This is a genomic window from Patescibacteria group bacterium (assembly GCA_018830295.1).
Classification (GTDB): Bacteria; Patescibacteriota; Minisyncoccia; order Portnoybacterales; family UBA2143; genus JAHJSM01.
The window spans coordinates 278,751-295,778 of record JAHJSM010000001.1 but is presented as its reverse complement, the minus strand read 5'-3'; the positions used below and the strand labels follow the sequence as shown (position 1 = coordinate 295,778).

14 protein-coding genes and 1 other RNA gene are annotated in these 17,028 nt (G+C 38.7%); 10 read left to right on the top strand and 5 right to left on the bottom strand.

All coding sequences use genetic code 11. The features are described 5' to 3' along the window. Positions 1-159: 159 nt before the first annotated feature. From KKF19_01580 to holA, 5 genes are all read left to right on the top strand, one after another. Complete coding sequence (locus tag KKF19_01580; protein MBU2579634.1) at positions 160-2,877, top strand: N-6 DNA methylase; 2,718 nt, start codon at positions 160-162, stop codon at positions 2,875-2,877. Positions 2,878-2,880: 3 nt separating this feature from the next. Then, positions 2,881-3,489, top strand: a complete 609-nt coding sequence (locus KKF19_01575; protein ID MBU2579633.1) for a hypothetical protein — start codon at positions 2,881-2,883, stop codon at positions 3,487-3,489. A 677-nt stretch (positions 3,490-4,166) separates the two neighbouring features. After that, entirely contained in the window at positions 4,167-4,922 is a 756-nt protein-coding gene (locus KKF19_01570; protein MBU2579632.1) for a hypothetical protein, read from the top strand. Then, a complete protein-coding gene (locus tag KKF19_01565) occupies positions 4,919-5,275 on the top strand; it encodes a type II toxin-antitoxin system PemK/MazF family toxin (GenBank protein ID MBU2579631.1) in 357 nt (118 codons plus the stop codon). Before KKF19_01570 ends, KKF19_01565 begins: the two co-directional genes overlap by 4 nt. Before the next feature lie 238 nt (positions 5,276-5,513). Further along, complete coding sequence (holA, locus tag KKF19_01560; GenBank protein MBU2579630.1) at positions 5,514-6,446, top strand: DNA polymerase III subunit delta; 933 nt, start codon at positions 5,514-5,516, stop codon at positions 6,444-6,446. A 2-nt stretch (positions 6,447-6,448) separates the two neighbouring features. Here the strand turns inward: holA and rplT are convergent, their stop codons facing one another. The 5 genes from rplT to smpB form a co-directional block, all read right to left on the bottom strand. Beyond that, positions 6,449-6,796 carry a 50S ribosomal protein L20 gene (gene rplT, locus KKF19_01555; GenBank protein ID MBU2579629.1) on the bottom strand — a complete coding sequence of 116 codons (348 nt, stop codon included), beginning with the start codon at positions 6,794-6,796 and terminating at the stop codon, positions 6,449-6,451. Positions 6,797-6,811: 15 nt separating this feature from the next. After that, positions 6,812-7,012, bottom strand: a complete 201-nt coding sequence (locus KKF19_01550) for a 50S ribosomal protein L35 (GenBank protein MBU2579628.1) — start codon at positions 7,010-7,012, stop codon at positions 6,812-6,814. A gap of 8 nt (positions 7,013-7,020) precedes the next feature. After that, a complete protein-coding gene (gene infC, locus KKF19_01545) occupies positions 7,021-7,563 on the bottom strand; it encodes a translation initiation factor IF-3 (GenBank protein ID MBU2579627.1) in 543 nt (180 codons plus the stop codon). A 13-nt stretch (positions 7,564-7,576) separates the two neighbouring features. Then, positions 7,577-7,997, bottom strand: a transfer-messenger RNA (tmRNA) gene (gene ssrA / locus KKF19_01540). A gap of 4 nt (positions 7,998-8,001) precedes the next feature. Beyond that, positions 8,002-8,451: an SsrA-binding protein SmpB gene (gene smpB, locus KKF19_01535; GenBank protein ID MBU2579626.1), complete on the bottom strand. Its 450-nt coding sequence runs from the start codon at positions 8,449-8,451 to the stop codon at positions 8,002-8,004. A gap of 51 nt (positions 8,452-8,502) precedes the next feature. Here smpB and KKF19_01530 point away from each other — a divergent pair, with 51 nt between their 5' ends. From KKF19_01530 to KKF19_01510, 5 genes are all read left to right on the top strand, one after another. Next, on the top strand, positions 8,503-10,041 hold the full coding sequence (locus KKF19_01530) for an arginine--tRNA ligase (GenBank protein MBU2579625.1): 1,539 nt from the start codon (positions 8,503-8,505) through the stop codon (positions 10,039-10,041). A gap of 10 nt (positions 10,042-10,051) precedes the next feature. Continuing rightward, a complete protein-coding gene (ileS, locus tag KKF19_01525) occupies positions 10,052-12,952 on the top strand; it encodes an isoleucine--tRNA ligase (GenBank protein MBU2579624.1) in 2,901 nt (966 codons plus the stop codon). Between the two features lie 352 nt (positions 12,953-13,304). Continuing rightward, on the top strand, positions 13,305-13,844 hold the full coding sequence (gene recO / locus KKF19_01520) for a DNA repair protein RecO (protein ID MBU2579623.1): 540 nt from the start codon (positions 13,305-13,307) through the stop codon (positions 13,842-13,844). A gap of 5 nt (positions 13,845-13,849) precedes the next feature. Then, complete coding sequence (locus tag KKF19_01515; protein MBU2579622.1) at positions 13,850-15,724, top strand: DUF11 domain-containing protein; 1,875 nt, start codon at positions 13,850-13,852, stop codon at positions 15,722-15,724. A gap of 4 nt (positions 15,725-15,728) precedes the next feature. After that, a complete protein-coding gene (locus KKF19_01510) occupies positions 15,729-17,027 on the top strand; it encodes a glycine--tRNA ligase (protein ID MBU2579621.1) in 1,299 nt (432 codons plus the stop codon). The last annotated feature ends 1 nt before the right edge of the window (position 17,028 follow it).

The window sequence follows — 17,028 nt, the reverse complement described above, 5'->3', positions numbered from 1 at the left end:
GTATTTTTTGCCCGCCCCCCAAGCGGGTTTTTTGATTGATTTGTCTTGTCGGTTGGGGTAAAATGAGGGGGATGGGATGGTAAGCAAAGAGGTTTGACATAAAGAGTAGCGACATTTCTTAAGGTCGCGCTCGTAGGTCGAACCTCGTTAAGATTAACTATGGATAAGCAAGAAGGTGTCAAACAAATAGAAAAATTGATAGGCAGATATGAAGTGCTGACTGCCGCGCAACGCAAGAAATATAACGAGTCAATGACTTGCAAGGATTTTATCTTGCCTCTTTTTCAATCTTTGGGCTGGGATGTTTATAATAGTTTTTCCAAAAATGAAGTTATTTCCGAAAAACAGGTTTCCGGCAAAAGAGTTGATTACGCCTTTAATGTTGACGGAGTAATAAAATTTTTCGTGGAAGCCAAAAAGATAGAAGTTGATTTGCGCGAGGAAAAATGGTCGGAGCAGGCGGTAATGTATGCTTGGCATAAAAGTATTTCTTGGGCGATTCTAACGGATTTTGAGTCAATCAAGGTTTTTAACGCAGAATGGGACGAGCCAAACATTGAGCAAAGTTTGCTTTTTGAAATTCCATATAAAGATTATCTGACCGACAAGAGGTTGTGGTGGCTATCCAAAGAGTCCATTGAAAAAGGCGAGTTGAATAAATACGCCGAAGAGAACTTCAAAAAACCAAAAAGGGAGCCAGTTGATAAGCAATTAGCGAGCGACTTAATAAAGTGGAGAAGGATTTTATTTGATAAGTTGAGAGGGTGGAACGACGACAAAAAATTTAGCAACCAACAAATCATTGAGAGCGTTCAAAAACTGCTTAACAGATTTATCTTTATCAGAACCACCGAGGACAGGGGGATTGAAGACCAAAAATTGCGCGAAGCGATTAGGAACTGGGAAAACAATCAAGACAAAACAGATTTTTTGTGGCAGAAAATTAAGGAATTATTCGGGTATTATCGGAAGATCTACGATAGTAAATTATTTGATGAGCACACTTGCGATATTTTGGAATATCAAGACGATTTTTTAGCGGAAGTAATTAGAGAATTTTATAAAAACAAAAAAGGCATTCGCTATAATTTCGCGTCAATTAACGCCGATATTTTAGGTAGCGTCTACGAGCAATATTTAAGCAAGATTCAACTGGAAAAAAAGGAAAAGAAGAATAGTAAAAGAAAATCGCAAGGCATTTATTATACCCCTCGCTACATTGTTGATTACATTATCAAAAACACATTAGGCGAAGTGCTGAAAGACAAGCCGGGGCATGAGGCGGTGAAAATTAAAATTCTTGACCCGGCTTGCGGCTCGGGGTCTTTTCTAATTAAAGCGTTTGAGGTTTTGGATAGCCACATCAAGAGAGTAAATAATCAAATTGAAGCGAAGCCGGAAGTTAATTACATCCGCAAAATTTCTATTTTAAATTCAAACATATATGGCGTTGATTTAGACGAGGAGGCGATTGAAATCGCCCAACTCAACTTATTGATTAAGGCGCTGGAATTCCGCGAACTTTTGCCGGATTTATCTTACAATATTAAACGCGGAAATTCTTTAATTTCAGGCACGGAGAAAGAACTCAAAAAATATTTCGGTAAAAAATGGAAAGAAAAAAGACCGTTCAACTGGCAAGAAAAATTCCCCGATGTCCTCAAAAAAGGCGGCTTTGATGTAATCATCGGCAACCCGCCGTATATTAGAAACAGGGACTTAGAGACAAAAGATAAAAAATATTTTGATGCACAATACTGTTCAGCCGCTGGACAATATGACATTTATCAATTGTTTTTTGAGCAGTCCATTAAATTATTAAAAGAGGGCGGGTATTTGGGATTTATTACTTCCAACAAATACGCCATTGCTGATTACGGAAAAAAATTAAGGGAATATATTTTAGACAACTGCAAAATTATTTCTATTGTTGATGTTTCTAATTTACTGGTTTTTAAGGACGCGTCCACCTATCCCTATGTCATTATTTTACAAAAAGACAAAAATAATTCAGGACATAAAATTAAGGGATACAAAATAGAAAAAGAAACCAATCTTTATGCTGGCGAGGTGCTAATTGACCAAGATAAAATTAATAAAAGCCGAGACAAAAATTTGACTGTTAAAACAGAGCCAGATTTTTTTGAAAAAATTGAAAAAAAATCGTTGCGATTAGGAGAAGTTGCGGAAATTAAAGAGACAATTCATACGGGGAACATAAGAAGCAAATTAATTGTTAACGAAAAAGTTGATGATACTTGCAAAAAATTATTGGCAGGCAGGGATTGTCATAGATATTGGCTTAAATGGGATGGTAAATATGTCAGATACGACAAAAGTTTGATAGATAAAAACAAGGGGGAATATGCCAATTTGTGCGCAGAAAGTTATTTTGAAAAGCCAAAAATTTTGTTAAGGGATATTTCAAAGTTTCCAGAAGCTGTTTTTGACGATGAGGGTTATTATTCGGTCAACACGCTTTATTCTATTCAGCCCATTGGGCTTGATTATGACTTAAAATATATTTTGGCTATCATTAACTCTAAACTGATAGATTTTTATTTTAAACAAAGATTTGAAGATACACATGTAAGCGGCGGTTTTTTAAGATTTAAAAAAATCTATACCTCGCAAATTCCGATTTACAAAATTGATTTTTCCGACAAAAAAGAAAAAGCCAAACACAACGAATTAGTAAAATTAGCCGACAAAATGTTAAAACTAAGCGAAGAACTCCAAAAACTCCATCCAATTATGGACGACAAAGAATACGAAGAAACAGAATTAGAAATACAAAAAATTGATGAGATTATAAACCAAAAAGTTTATAAATTATATGGGTTAACAGAAGAGGAAGTTAGAATTGTGGAGAATTAAACTATGCAAAACAAAAATCTAAAGAATAAGATCGATTTAATTACAAATAACCCAGTTAGAATATACAAAGAAGCGCATGAACTTATTATGCAGGCTTTTCATTCGAGTATGATTCGAGATAAAATGAGAGATTATCGCTATAAGCGCGCATCTAAGAGAAAAGAATATAATGCAATTACTTCATTTTCGCATGTTGCATTAGAGAATTATGCTATTCTTCAACTTTGGAAATTGTTTGATAAAAATAATAGTGTTTTTAATGTGTGGTATATTGTTAAAAATATACCAAATAAAGATTTAAAAAGTTGGTTTAATGTTGAGATAAAAAAAATTCAAGAAGACATAGATTATATTTCTGCATGGAGGCATAATTTTGTAGGACATAGATCTGAAATAGGATATTTTAGTCCTGAAGAATTTGAAGAAAAATTCAAAAATATTAAAGGTAGCGAAAGTCGGTTAAAACAATTTTTATTATTTTTTTTATGTCAGATAAAGTTTGAGATGCAACGCATCCCCATTCATCAGACAAAGGAAGAATTAGCGAAGCAATTGAAAGGTTATGCTGTTTTTATAAATAAAGAAAAAGTTAAAGTATTAAAAAGTATATAATATTATAAAGTAAAAAGGTGTCAGGAACTTTTTAGAAAAGCAGATGATGGGGGCAGCCCCCGCAGACGGGGGACTGTCCCCATGAACAGAAAGTGATTAAAAAGCCGCCAATTTAAAAAGGTCAGACCTTTTTTATCAAATTAAAAAATTGCAAAGAGAAAAGTGGTCGGGAGCCTTTTTGCCAAAAAAATACCCCCGTCACACAAAGCGCGACAGGGGTGACACACCTTTAACTATTGTGTATGGCATGCGTTAGAGCAATAATAACATCCATTTGATTGTCGATAATGTTTTTTTGCTTCTGCAACTGCGCTGCGACATGTTGCGAATTCACCAAGATACTGTCTGTTTTCTGGATTAGGCATAAATCGGCAACCAAATTTATGTACTTCGTGATCTCCGTTCGCTTGCGCGTTTCTATTAACATAATATTTATTCATATTAGTAATCTCAATATTATTTTCCCAAAAATTGAAAATGTGTTATCCTGTTAATTAAGGTTAATATGTCTAGGAATCGACCTAACATATTCTCAAACAGGGTTCGACCATTTAGCGTTGACCCTGTTTTATTTTTAGGCTTATATTTTAGTTTACTCCAAATTAATTTCTTTGTCAACGCTTACCTTGTGTCAAGATTTACTTGACTGGGGATAAGAATGGGTGTAGAATTTAATTATGCACAAAATTCAACAAAAAATTTTAGGTTTGGCGGAAGATAATAATTTGGCTGATTTGACTTTGCGTCGGATTGGCGAATTAATTGGAGAGAAGGGCAGCCCTCAAAAGATTAAACATCATCTCGGCAAATTGATTGAGGCGGGCTTGCTTTTGGTGAACGCGGAGGGAGATAAAATAGTAAAGACCAAATCCGGAGTTAATCAAAAAGACGGATTGATTTCGCTTCCTATTTTAGGCGACGCTAATTGCGGGCAGGCGCTTTCTTTCGCCGATGATATTCCAGCGAGCGAGTTTGTTAAAGTTTCAATCGGCATTATTGGTCGTTCTCTCGCGAAAAGGGTCAAAGATATTTTTGTTCTGCGGGCGGTGGGAGATTCTATGAATCGGGCTAAAGTATCCGAGGAGGGAAAAAGCATAGAAGAGGGCGACTTGGTTTTGGTGGATAAAAAAAGAGAAAGAGCGAAAAGCGGTGATTACGTAGTTTCAATTATTGATGGTTGCGCCAATATTAAAAAATTGTTTTTTGATAAACAAAACAAACAGGTCGTCTTATTATCAGAATCAAGCCGCGACTATCCTCCGATTTATATTCACGAAAACGATTATACGGAGCATCTTATTAATGGTTTGGTGGTGGATGTCCTAAAAAAGCCAGACGAATTGTCTGACTTTATTCAAACTGGGGCGAATGATGTTTTGAAAGATTTGGGTCTAATCTCAAAGAAAGAGGTTGAATATTACGAAAATTTATGAGCATAGACAAAAAACTACTTAAACAAGGAGAGATATTTTTAGTTAATTTTGATCCAAGTTTTGGATACGAATATCAAGGCAAACGCCCTGCTGTTATTATTGAAAGCGAAAAACAAATTAGAAAAACGAACTTAATTACGGTTGTTCCGTTGACTTCAAATTTAAAGAACAAGATGGCGGATGATATTTTAATTACCAAAAACAATGATAATAAATTAATTAGCGATTCAATTATTAAGGTTTACAATGTTTGCTCTTTTGATTATTTAAGATTTATTAATAAAATTGGCATAGCGGATGTAAAAATTATTAAACAGATAAAAGATTATTTGAAAAAACATTTTGATATTTAGTTAGGTGATTAAAAAATTGTTATTTTAAAAAAGGTCCGACCTTTCAAGCGAGACCTTCGGAAATGTCTCTACTTGCAATGTCAGACCTTTTTTATCAAATTGAAAAATCGCCAAGTAAAAAGTGGTCGGGAAAATGCGCACCTATTACACAGAAATATAAAATAAATCAATATTTTGTATGCGCCTGATGGGTACAATAGATTGATTGTGTTGGCGTTTTAATTTATAATCTATATCTATGATTATTTTACTTTATGGCGAGGATACATATCGCCTTAGACAAAAATTAAAAGAGATTGTTTCGGGATACAAAAACAAGCATCAGAGCGGGTTGAGTTTCGCGCGTTTTGACGAGAAGAATTTTGACTTTGGCGAAGTTAAAAATATAATTGAGGCGGTTTCAATGTTTAGTGAAAAAAAACTGATTATTTTGGAAAATGTTATTAAAGAGAAAGATTTTCAAAAAGATTTTTTTGAGTACGCCAAGAAAAACAAGATTAAGAATAACCAAGACATAATCGCGGTTTTGTTTCAAGAAGGGAAATTGGCGGCGTCTGTTTTGAAGAAAAAAGTTAATATGTTTGAAGAGTTTCTTCCGCTCAAGGGGGCTGGGCTGACGAATTGGATAAAAAAAGAAGTTTCCAAAAACGGAGGCGTTGTTGATAGCGGGGCAGTGAGCGAGCTTTCTTTTCGTGTTGGGGGCGACCTTTGGCAGATGAGCAACGAAATCGGTAAGCTGGTCGGATACAAAAAAAACGACTCTATTACTAAAGAAGACGTGGTCTTGATGGTCAAGTCGGAGGCAGACCTTAATATTTTTGCGGCGATTGACGCCTTGGCGGCGAGAAACAAAAAAGACGCCTTGCGTCTTTTACACCAGCATCTTAATCAGGGGGTCAACGAAAATTATTTATTTTCCATGTTTGTTTACCAGATCAGGAATTTGCTTAAAATCAAGGACTTAATGGAAAAGGGAATTCCTTTTCCATCGTTGGCGGCAAAGAGCGGGTTGCATCCTTTTGTCGCCAGAAAGACGGCCCAACAAGCGGCGAATTTTAGTTTAGATCATTTGCGAACAATCTACCGCCGCCTCTTGGAAATTGAAACAAAAACAAAAACAGGCCGCGCAGGCATCCTCACCGCTTTAGACCTGTTTGTCGTGGAGATATAATTTTATCCCTTTATCTTCTCAACAATCTTCGCGAAGATTGTTGGTTTTTTTTCGGCTAAGTTTGCCAAGATTTTTCTGTCTAATTCAATCTTGGCCTTTTTTAATATCTCAATAAAACGGCTGTATGTGACGCCTTGCTGGCGGACGGCGGCGTTGATTTTTATTTGCCAGAGGCGGCGAAAATCCCGCTTTCTCACTTTACGGTCGCGATAAGCGTAAGTCCACGCGTGTTTAAGCGCGTCTTTGGCTAATTTATATTTTACATTTCTGCCCCACTTAAACCCTTTCGCCAATTTAAGGATATTTTTGCGGCGCTTGTTGGCCATTATTCCTCTTTTTACTCGTGTCATAGTTTTATATGCTAATTAAATATTTGAGAATATTTCTTTTATAACTTTCCTATTATCAGAAGAGACCCCGGTCGCTTTTCTTTTGCTTCGGGTTTTATTGCCGGATTCTTTTGAGTTCAGATGGTCCTGGTGAGTCGGTCTTTTCATAAACTTTCCGCTACCGGTAATTTTTATTCTTTTTAATAACGCTTTTCTTGTTTTAAATTTAGTCATAATTGTTAGACTTATTCCTTAGTAATTACCATCCCCAAACCCCTTTGTTGTCTTCTTGCTCCTTGCTCAATTTTAATTTCTATCGGGATTGTTTCAATAAATTCTTTCATTTTGCTTTGGGCTATTTCAAACATTCCCTTTTCTCTGCCGCGCAAGATCATTTCTATTCTAACCTTATGTCCTCGCGAGAGAAATTTTTCCGCCTGCTTGGCTTTGAATTCCGCGTCATGCTTGCTAATGCCCAAACTAATTCTAACTCCCTTGATGTCTGTTTTTACCTGCTTTGTTTTTTGTTTCTTTTCTACTTGCGTTTTTTGGTATTGGTATTTGCCAAAATCCATAATGCGGCAAACGGGCGGCTGCGCGCTGGGCGCGATTTCAATTAAATCAAGCCCTTTTTCAAGGGCCATTTTTAACGCCTCCCCCGTTTTGACGATGTCAAGATTATTCCCTTTCTCGTCAATTAATCGGATAGGACTTACCCTTATCTGATGATTAAGGCGAGGCCTTCTGACAAATGGTTTGTAAGTTTTTTTGTAGTAAATAGTTTTTATTTTGCTTTTTACCGAGTGGAGATGGCGGGAATTGAACCCGCGTCTAAAAGTTGATTCTTAATAATTCTACAAGATTAGATTAGTTTAATTTGTTCGCCAAAAGCGAACTAAAGAATTAAAAACTTAAAACTAAACAAAAAATTTCTAATTCTTACCCCTAAGTTGTCGGCGGTCAAAGCGAGATAATTTTGTCCGCTTATCCTGAAAAATGACATTCAAATCCCTCTATCAGGAATCAAAGGTTTGAACGGCTGTTGACTAATTATTTAGGCGACAGCTAAAGCCAGGTTCGGAGCGCTAAATAGCGAAGCTACCGCGTTCCTTGCCTTTGAAAATAAATTGACATTTATTATCTTAATCGATCTTTAACGAGTGTTCGATTAAACTCGTCTTGCTTATTAAGAAATTGACTTTCATCGAAGCCAATCATCCCCTTTTTTAAAACCATTCCTTCAGCGCGCGGTTGATTTTTCTTTGTGTTTCTCTCTTTTTAATTTTTTCCCGCTTGTCGGATTTTCTTTTCCCGCGACCCAAGCCGAATTCCAGTTTAATCTGATTTTGTTTAGTATAAACGCGGATGGGCGTTAAAGTCAAGCCCTTTTGTTTTGTCTTGCCGATTAACTCTTTAATTTCGCTTTTATGAAGAAGCAATTTTCGAGAACGGGTTGAGTCATAATCGGCGGGTGTATTTTTGGGCTGGTAGGGAGAGACCTGCGCGTTGATGAGCCACGCCTCGTTATTTCTAATGGCGACATAAGCGCCTTTTAAACTGATGCTTCCTCTTTTAATCGCTTTAACTTCTTGTCCAATTAAAACCACTCCAGCCTCGTAGGTGTCTAAAATTTCATAATCATATCTGGCTCGTGGGTTAATAGCGAGAGTCGGCATGTTTTAATTGTATATCTTTTTGGTTTATTGAACAAATCTTAATAATGGGATATGATAGAAGATATGATCAGAGATGAAGTTAAGAAAATTATTGAGGGGGTTGTTGGGGGTGAGGCGTTTTTGGAGCGGCCGGGTAATTCTGATTTTGGGGACTATTCCACAAATGTCGCTTTGCGGATGAAGGTTGACGCGCGAAAAATTGTCGCGAAATTGGAAGTTCATCCCGCTTTTGAAAAAGTGGAGGTAGCGGGTCCTGGTTTTATTAATTTTACTTTGTCAAAAAAAATATTATTAGATGAACTGGCGGAGATTATTAAAAAAGGCGCTCGTTACGGAGAAATCGGCGTTGGTAAGGGCGAAAAAGTTCAGGTTGAGTTTGTTTCCGCCAATCCGACAGGACCTTTGACAGTGGCGAACGGAAGGGGCGGGCCCTTTGGGGATGTTTTGGCGGGCGTTTTGAGCAAGTCCGGATTTAATGTTGAAAGGGCGTATTATGTCAATGACCATGGAATGCAGATTGAGGCCTTGGGACATTCTGTTTTGAAAGATAGCGAAGCGGTTTATAAGGGGGGATATATTGACGAACTAAATAAAAAAAATAAAGGAAAAGACGCGCGTGAGGCAGGGAAAGCGGCGGCGAAATATATTATTGAAAATTTAATCCGCAAGACGACAGATAAATTGGGGATTAAATATGACGAATGGGCTTTGGAGTCAGAGATTTATCAATCTGGTTTGGTGGATGAGGTTTTGGATTTTTTGGAAAAGAAAGGATTTTTTTACGAAAAGGACGGCGCGCGATGGTTCAAGTCGTCTGAACTCGGCGACACAAGAGATAGGGTTTTGGTCAAGAAAGACGGAAACAAAACATACTTGGCGGGCGATATCGCTTTTCATTGGCGCAAATTCAACGAGAAGAAATTTACTCGGGTAATTAATGTTTGGGGAGCCGACCACCATGGTGATGTTGCGGGATTAGCGGCGGGGGTGGAAGCGATCGGACATAAAGGAAAATTGGAAACGGTTCTTTTGCAGTTCGTTACAATTTTAGAAAAAGGCGAGAAAAAGAGAATGTCAAAACGGGCGGGGGTCTATGTGGAAATGGACGAGTTGATTGAAAAGGTTGGCGCGGATGCGACGCGATTTTTCTTTTTGCAAAAATCTCCCGATACCCATTTGAATTTTGATATGGATTTGGCGCGGGAACAATCAAACAAAAACCCCGTCTTTTATGTCCAATATGCCCACGCGAGAATCTGCGGAATTTTAGCGAAATCGGGGACTGTCCCTGATTTTCGGGGACTGTCCCTGATGAAGTTAACTCATCTGGAAGAGTTAAATCTTATTCGCCATTTAATTAAATTTCCTGAAATTGTTGAGGATATAGCGAAGGATTATCAGGTTCAGCGGTTGCCTCAATATTCTATGGAATTGGCGAACGCCTTTCATAGATTTTATGAAAAATGCCGCGTTTTGGATGATGAAAATAAGGAGTTGAGCCAAGCAAGAATTTGTTTAGTTAAAGCGACGAAGATTGTTTTAAAAAACACATTGGACTTAATGGGCATCAAAGCGCCAGAGAAAATGTAATTTTATAATTATGGACCAGATACCTAAGATGGAAAAAAGAATATTGAAGTTTTGGCGGCAGGGAGATGTTTTTGCCAAATTGATTGCCCAAAAGAAAGGCAAGCGGTTTTTTAGTTTTTACGACGGCCCTCCTTTCGCGTCTGGTCTTCCTCATTACGGGCATATTTTGACGAGCGCGATCAAAGACACGGTCTTGCGGTATTGGACAATGAAAGGCAGACAGGTTCCTTGGCGGGTTGGTTGGGATTGCCACGGATTGCCGGTGGAAAATTTGATTGAAAAAGAACTCGGGCTGAAAAATAAGAGGGAAATTGAGGGGATGGGGATTAAGAAATTTAATCAGGCCTGCCGTAAATCGGTTTTTCGGTGTACTTCTGATTGGCAAGGGACTTTGCGGCGGGTAGGAAGATGGTCTGATTATTCGCAAGCGTACGCGACTCTGGATAATGAATATATTGAGTCGGTCTGGTGGGTTTTTAAGCAGTTATGGGATGATGGATTGGTTTACAAAGATTATCGGGTAACGCCCTATTGCCCGCGATGTGGAACGCCTTTGTCTAATTTTGAATTAAATCAACCTGATGTTTATCAGGACATTGAAGATGAATCGGTTTTTGTTAAATTCCCTTTAAAGGACGAGAAAAAAACATATCTGCTTGTTTGGACGACGACGCCTTGGACTTTGTCGGCGAATATGGCCGTCGCCGTTGGGGTGAAAATCAAATATGTTAAGGTCACTCTAAACGGCGAGAAATATATTTTAGCCAAAGAACGGCTGGAAGTTTTAGACGCGCAAAAATATAAGATCAAAGAAGAATTTTTTGGAAAAGATTTAGTCGGAAAAGAATACGAGCCGTTTTATCTAATGAAGACAAATGAGTCCGCTTATCGAGTTGTGGCGGGCGATTTCGTTTCTGTTGATGACGGGACGGGGATGGTTCATATTGCGCCCGCTTTTGGCGAAGACGATGCGGCTTTGGGCAAAAAAGAGAAGTTGCCGACTATAGTGACAGTTGATGAAGAAGGCAAGATTATTCGCGATTTGGGCATTCCGGGCGAAGGCAAATTTATCAAAAAAGCGAACCAAGATATTAAAGATGATTTAAGAAAAAGGGGCTTGCTTTTTAAGGCAGAGAAAATAGTCCACAGTTATCCTCATTGCTGGCGTTGCAACAGCCCTCTTATTTACCATTCAATTGATAGTTGGTATGTGGCGGTTACGAAATTCAAAAAAGAATTGGTTGCTAATAACAAAAAAACGAGATGGGTTCCTGGGCATTTAAAAGAAGGTCGCTTTGGTAATTGGATAAAAGATGCGCGTGATTGGTCTATTTCAAGAAACAGATTTTGGGGGGCGCCTTTGCCAATTTGGCAGTGTAAAAAGTGCGGTGAGCAAAAATGCGTCGGAAGCGTTAAGGAATTGGAAAAATTGTCAGGCAAAAAAACGGATGACTTGCATCGTCCAATTATAGACGCTATTTTTATCAAATGCCAAAAGTGCGGCGGGCGGATGGAGAGGACGCCAGAAGTTTTTGATTGTTGGTTTGAGTCGGGCTCCATGCCTTACGCGCAATGGCATTATCCGTTTGAGAATAAAAAATTGGTCGAAGAAACATTTCCAGCCGATTTTATCGCCGAGGGAATGGACCAAACGCGGGGCTGGTTTTACTCTTTGCTTGTTTTGGCGACGGCGTTAACTTTGAAAGATCGCGGGTTGGGCAAAGACAAGCCGGCTTTTAGAAATGTTGTGGTTAACGGGCTTGTTTTAGGCGAAGACGGAACGAAACTTTCAAAGAAATTAGGAAATTATGCCGCGCCAGAAATCATTTTTAATAAATATGGCGCTGACGCTTTGAGATATTTCTTGCTTTCAAGCACGCCCATAGGCGAGGACTATATTTTCTCCGAGCAAAGGGTCGCCGAAATATTCCGCCGAACGATTTTGACTTTTTGGAATTCCCTCATTTTTTTCAAAACATACACCGCCAAAAATTTTAAGGCGCCCAAATCCGTCAAACCAAAAAATGTTTTGGACAGGTGGATTGTCTCTCGGCTTAACTCGGTTGTTTTGGAAATGACCGAATGGATGGACCAGTACGAATTAACGAAAGCGTCCCGTTTGATAGACGAATTTTTGGATGATTTTTCCAATTGGTTCGTGAGGCGCTCGCGAAGACGGCTTCAAAAACCATCCAACGCTCAAGAAAAAAAAGAAGCGGAAGAGACCTACTCTTTTGTTTTGCTGACTTTTGCTAAGCTGTCCGCTCCCTTTACGCCTTTTATCGCGGAAGAGGTTTATCAGAAATTAAACGGGAAGCAATCGGTTCATTTTGATGATTATCCAAAAGTAAACAAAAAATTGATTGATAAAAAATTAGAAGAGAAAATGTCGCAAGTTAGGCAAATAGCGGCGGCCGCGCTGGCGCAAAGAGCGGCGGCGGGAATTAAAGTCAGGCAGCCACTAGGCGAATTAGCAATTAATAACGAGCAAATGGCGAAAGATGTAGAAATGATAGATTTAATTAAAGACGAAATTAATGTCAAAAAAGTTATTTTAGGCAAAGAAATTAAAATTGACACGAAAATCACAGCTGAATTAAGAGCCGAAGGAATAATCAGGGATCTAATCCGCTTTATCCAAGGAATGAGAAAAGACGGAGGGCTAAAGCCGGGCCAAAGAATCTATCTGCGATACACAGCGGACGCTTCTTTATCAAAACTAATTCAAAAACACGCTTCCGAAATCAAAGAAGAAACCTCCGCGGAGAAAATAGAATTAGCCCAAAAAAGAAAAGAGGTCTTTCTTGTAGAAAAAGAAACGATTATTAACGGAGAAAAAATTTGGCTGGGGATTAAGAAATTAAAATTCGGCTTTGGTAAAGCCGAATGGGGTAATTACCTTAACAACTGAATAAAAAACCAAAAAGGATTATAAAGGAGGGCGATATGAATTGGAATTGGACTGTGATACCTATAACGCTTTCAGTGATATTTTCAATCATTGGAATTGTTTTGTACTTTAAAACATGGAAATTCTTTGATGCTGGGGAATATAGGGTATCTTCTGAGGCAAGAGCATTGTCAATTGTATGTCTTATTTTAGCTTGGAGTTTGCTTTTTTTCATGATATTATTTAGTTAAAAGGAGTAATTTTGTTTCGGCGGCCACGACAAAAAGTGGCCGTCTTTTTTTTGTCGGGGATTTGTGCTATAATTTATTTGTATGATGAACTAATTGCGACATCGGATGTCACAATAATTTTTATGCTTTATAAAACGGAAGGGGTTGTTATCCGAAGGAGGGATTTGGGCGATTTTGATCGCCTTTTAACTGTTTATACGCAGGATTTTGGAAAGATTTTGGTTAAGGCGAAGTCGATTCGGAAAAACCAATCAAAATTGAGGGGGCATTTGGAACTTTTTTTGCGGAGCCATTTAATGGTCGCGCCGGGGAGGGGTTTTGATATTATTACGGGCGCGGAAACGATTGAGAGTTATCCTCTTCTTCATGGCGATTTGTCTGCTTTGGCGGCTGCCTACTATTTGTCCGAATTGGCTGATAAACTTGTTTCTGGCCCCGAAAAGGACGAAAGGATTTGGGAACTTTTTTTATCTTCTTTGCGGCAATTGGACCAAAAAAATTACGATTTGGCATCTGTTGTCAAAAATTTTGAGGACGAACTTTTGAATTTTTTGGGCTATGGCGAAGAGCGGACGGACGCGGTTGATTTTGTTCAATCGCTTTTGAATGAAGAAATTAATTCGCGCGTTTTTTTACAAAAGGCGGTTTCTTTGGTAGAATAGACACCATGAAGTTAGATGAACTGAAGAGGAAAATATATAAGCCGGAGGCGGAATTTGAGGAGCGGCTGGAATTTCCGGAGGAATTTCAGTCGGAAAAAGAACGAGAGAAGGTCCAATCGGAAGAATGGGAGGAAATAAAGGAAAGAGAAGAATTATCGGCTAAGCGCAAGAAATATTTAAAAATGAGCGGCATCGCGGCTGTGGCTGTTTTTTTGGTCGCTATGGGATTTTTATTTTGGCGAGGGTTGTTTTCTTTTGATAAAAATGAAGTTGATTTTGAAATCAGAGGCCCCGAAAGCGTTGTGAGCGGAGATGAAGTAAAATATTTTGTAAGATACAAAAACAATACAAAATTGGAATTAAAAGACATAGAACTTATATTCTATTATCCAGAAAACTCGGTTCATTTAAGCGGCGAGGATTTAATTGAAAATATCAATTTGCCCAATTTAGCGGCGGGCGGGGAAAATCAGATTGAATTGCCGGCGCGGCTTATAGGATTAAAGGGAGAGAATAAAGCCGCTCGCGCGGAATTAAATTATTATCCAGGCAGGATTAGTTCTCTTTTTTTCAACGAGGCGAGTTTTACATCGGTCATTGTTTCCGTTCCTTTGATGGTTAGTTTTGATTTGCCCGATAAATTGGTCAGCGGGCAATTTTTTGATTTTTCTTTAATTTATTCAAACCAAGCGGAAGTCGCTTTTGATGACCTTCAAATTCAGATTGAATATCCGTCGGGATTTAATTTTCAATCGTCGGTCCCGTCTCCTTCGGAAGAGGATAAAATTTGGTCGTTGGAAAAACTAATATCTGGCGAACAGGGCAAAATTTCGGTTAGGGGTGATATCCAAGGAGAAGAAGGAGAAGTCAAGCTTTTTGAAGCGCGGTTGGGGTTACTGAAAGATGGCGAATTTGTTCCTTACGCTGAAACGACGGACGCTCTTCAGATTTCTGTTTCTCCTTTATTTGTTAGCCAAAAATTAAACGAAAAAACTGACTATATCGCGCGAGCGGGCGAGGATTTGGATTATCAAATCATTTATCAGAATACAACAGATGTCGGCATTAGAAATGTTAATATTACTTCAAAATTAGAAGGCGCGGTCTTGGATTTCGCGGAATTAAGTATCGGCGATAAAGGGTCTTTTAACGGAGAAAATCAAACAATTACATGGAACGCGAGTAACTTGCCCGCCTTAGAATATCTTGCTTCGCGTCAAGAGGGCGTGATTGAATTTTCGCTTAAAGTGAAAGATTCTCTGCCGGTCTTCAAGTACGACGACAAGAATTTTGAGATTATTAACACGGTCAAAATTGATTCTTCGGAAACACCTCTTTCTTTGGGAGATATTCAGATTGCTGGGCAAAGCGAATTGGTGACCAAAGTGGCGAGCCAGTTATCCGTTCAGGCGCGCGGATATTATTACGATGATTTGATTTCTAATAGCGGTCCGATTCCGCCTAAAGTTGGACAAGAAACGACTTATACGCTTAAATGGCAATTAACCAACGCGGGCAATGATTTAAGCCAAGTCGTTGTGGAGGCGTATTTGCCGCCTCATGTTAAGTGGCTGAATAATTTTAGTCCGTCAAGCGCTAATTTGAAATACAGTCCGCAAACAGGAAAATTGGTTTGGAATGTCGGAAATATGTCTTCGGCAACGGGTATTTTGTCTCCAGTTGAGCAAGCGGCTTTTCAGATTTCTATTACTCCAAGTTTGGCGCATTTAGGCAGTTTGGTTGAGTTAATTGGGCAATCAAAAGTTATCGTTCAGGACAATTTCGCGGGATTGGAGTTGACCGAAGAAGACGATGAAATTGACACCGATTTACCCGATGAGCCGGAGATAGATCGCAAAGAAGGGACGGTTATAAAATAATTTTATGATTACCATGGAAAAAATTGTTTCTTTATGCAAGCGAAGGGGATTTGTTTATCCTGGTTCGGATATTTATGGCGGGCTGGCCAATACTTACGATTACGGGCCATTAGGAACGGAGTTGAAAAATAATATTAAGCAGGCGTGGTGGAAATATTTTATTCAAGACAGAGAAGATATGGTTGGGTTGGATGGCGGGATTTTGATGAGTCCTAAAATTTGGGAGGCGAGCGGTCATACGGAAAAGTTCAAAGACCCTTTGGTTGAGTGCAAAAAATGCCACAAAAGATTTAGGCCCGATAAATTAAAGGACGCGTCCAAGTGTCCGGAATGCGGAGGCGGTTTTACGGAAGAAAAATTTTTTAGCGGGATGTTTGAGACGGTTATCGGCCCGGTTGAAAAAGAGGGCGTTAAAACATATTTGAGGCCTGAAACAGCGCAAGCTATTTTTGTTAATTACAAAAATATTTTGGATTCCACAAACAAGAAAATACCTTTTGGAATCGGGCAATCAGGAAAAGCGTTTCGGAATGAAATGACAATGGGCAACTTTATTTTTCGCACGCTTGAATTTGAGCAAATGGAAATAGAGTTTTTTATTTCCCCCGAAGCGGATTGGAAAAAGGTCTTTAACAAATGGCTTGGCGAAATGTATAAATTTATGGATTTTGTCGGGCTGGATAGAAAAAAAGCGCATGACATGGATATCCCAGACGGCGAAAGGGCGCATTATTCTAAAAAGACGATTGATATAGAATATGAATTTCCTTTTGGTCAGGACGAGTTGTGGGGTCTTGCTTATCGGACTGATTTTGATTTATCTAATCATCAAAAAAATTCAGGGAAGGATTTGACTTATTTTGACGATAAAGACCAAAAAAGATTTATTTCTCATGTAATTGAGCCGACTTTTGGCGTAGATAGGACTTTGCTCGCTATTTTGGCGGAGGCATATACGGAAGAGGAAACCGAGGGCGGGACGAGAACAGTGATGAAGTTTAATAAAAAGATGGCTCCTGTTAAAATTGCGGTTTTTCCTTTATTAAGAAACAAACCAGAACTTGTTAAAAAAGCGAGAGAGGTTTATGCTCAACTCAAACAAAATTATGTCTGCGAGTTTGACGATAATGGAAACATTGGCAAGCGATACCGCCGTCAGGACGAAATTGGGACGCTTTATTGTATTACGGTTGATTTTGACAGTTTAGAACAAAACGATGCGACAGTCCGCGACCGCGACACAATGAAACAAGAGAGAATTAAGATAAGCGAGTTGGAAGATTATTTTAGGGAGAGGTTGTGAT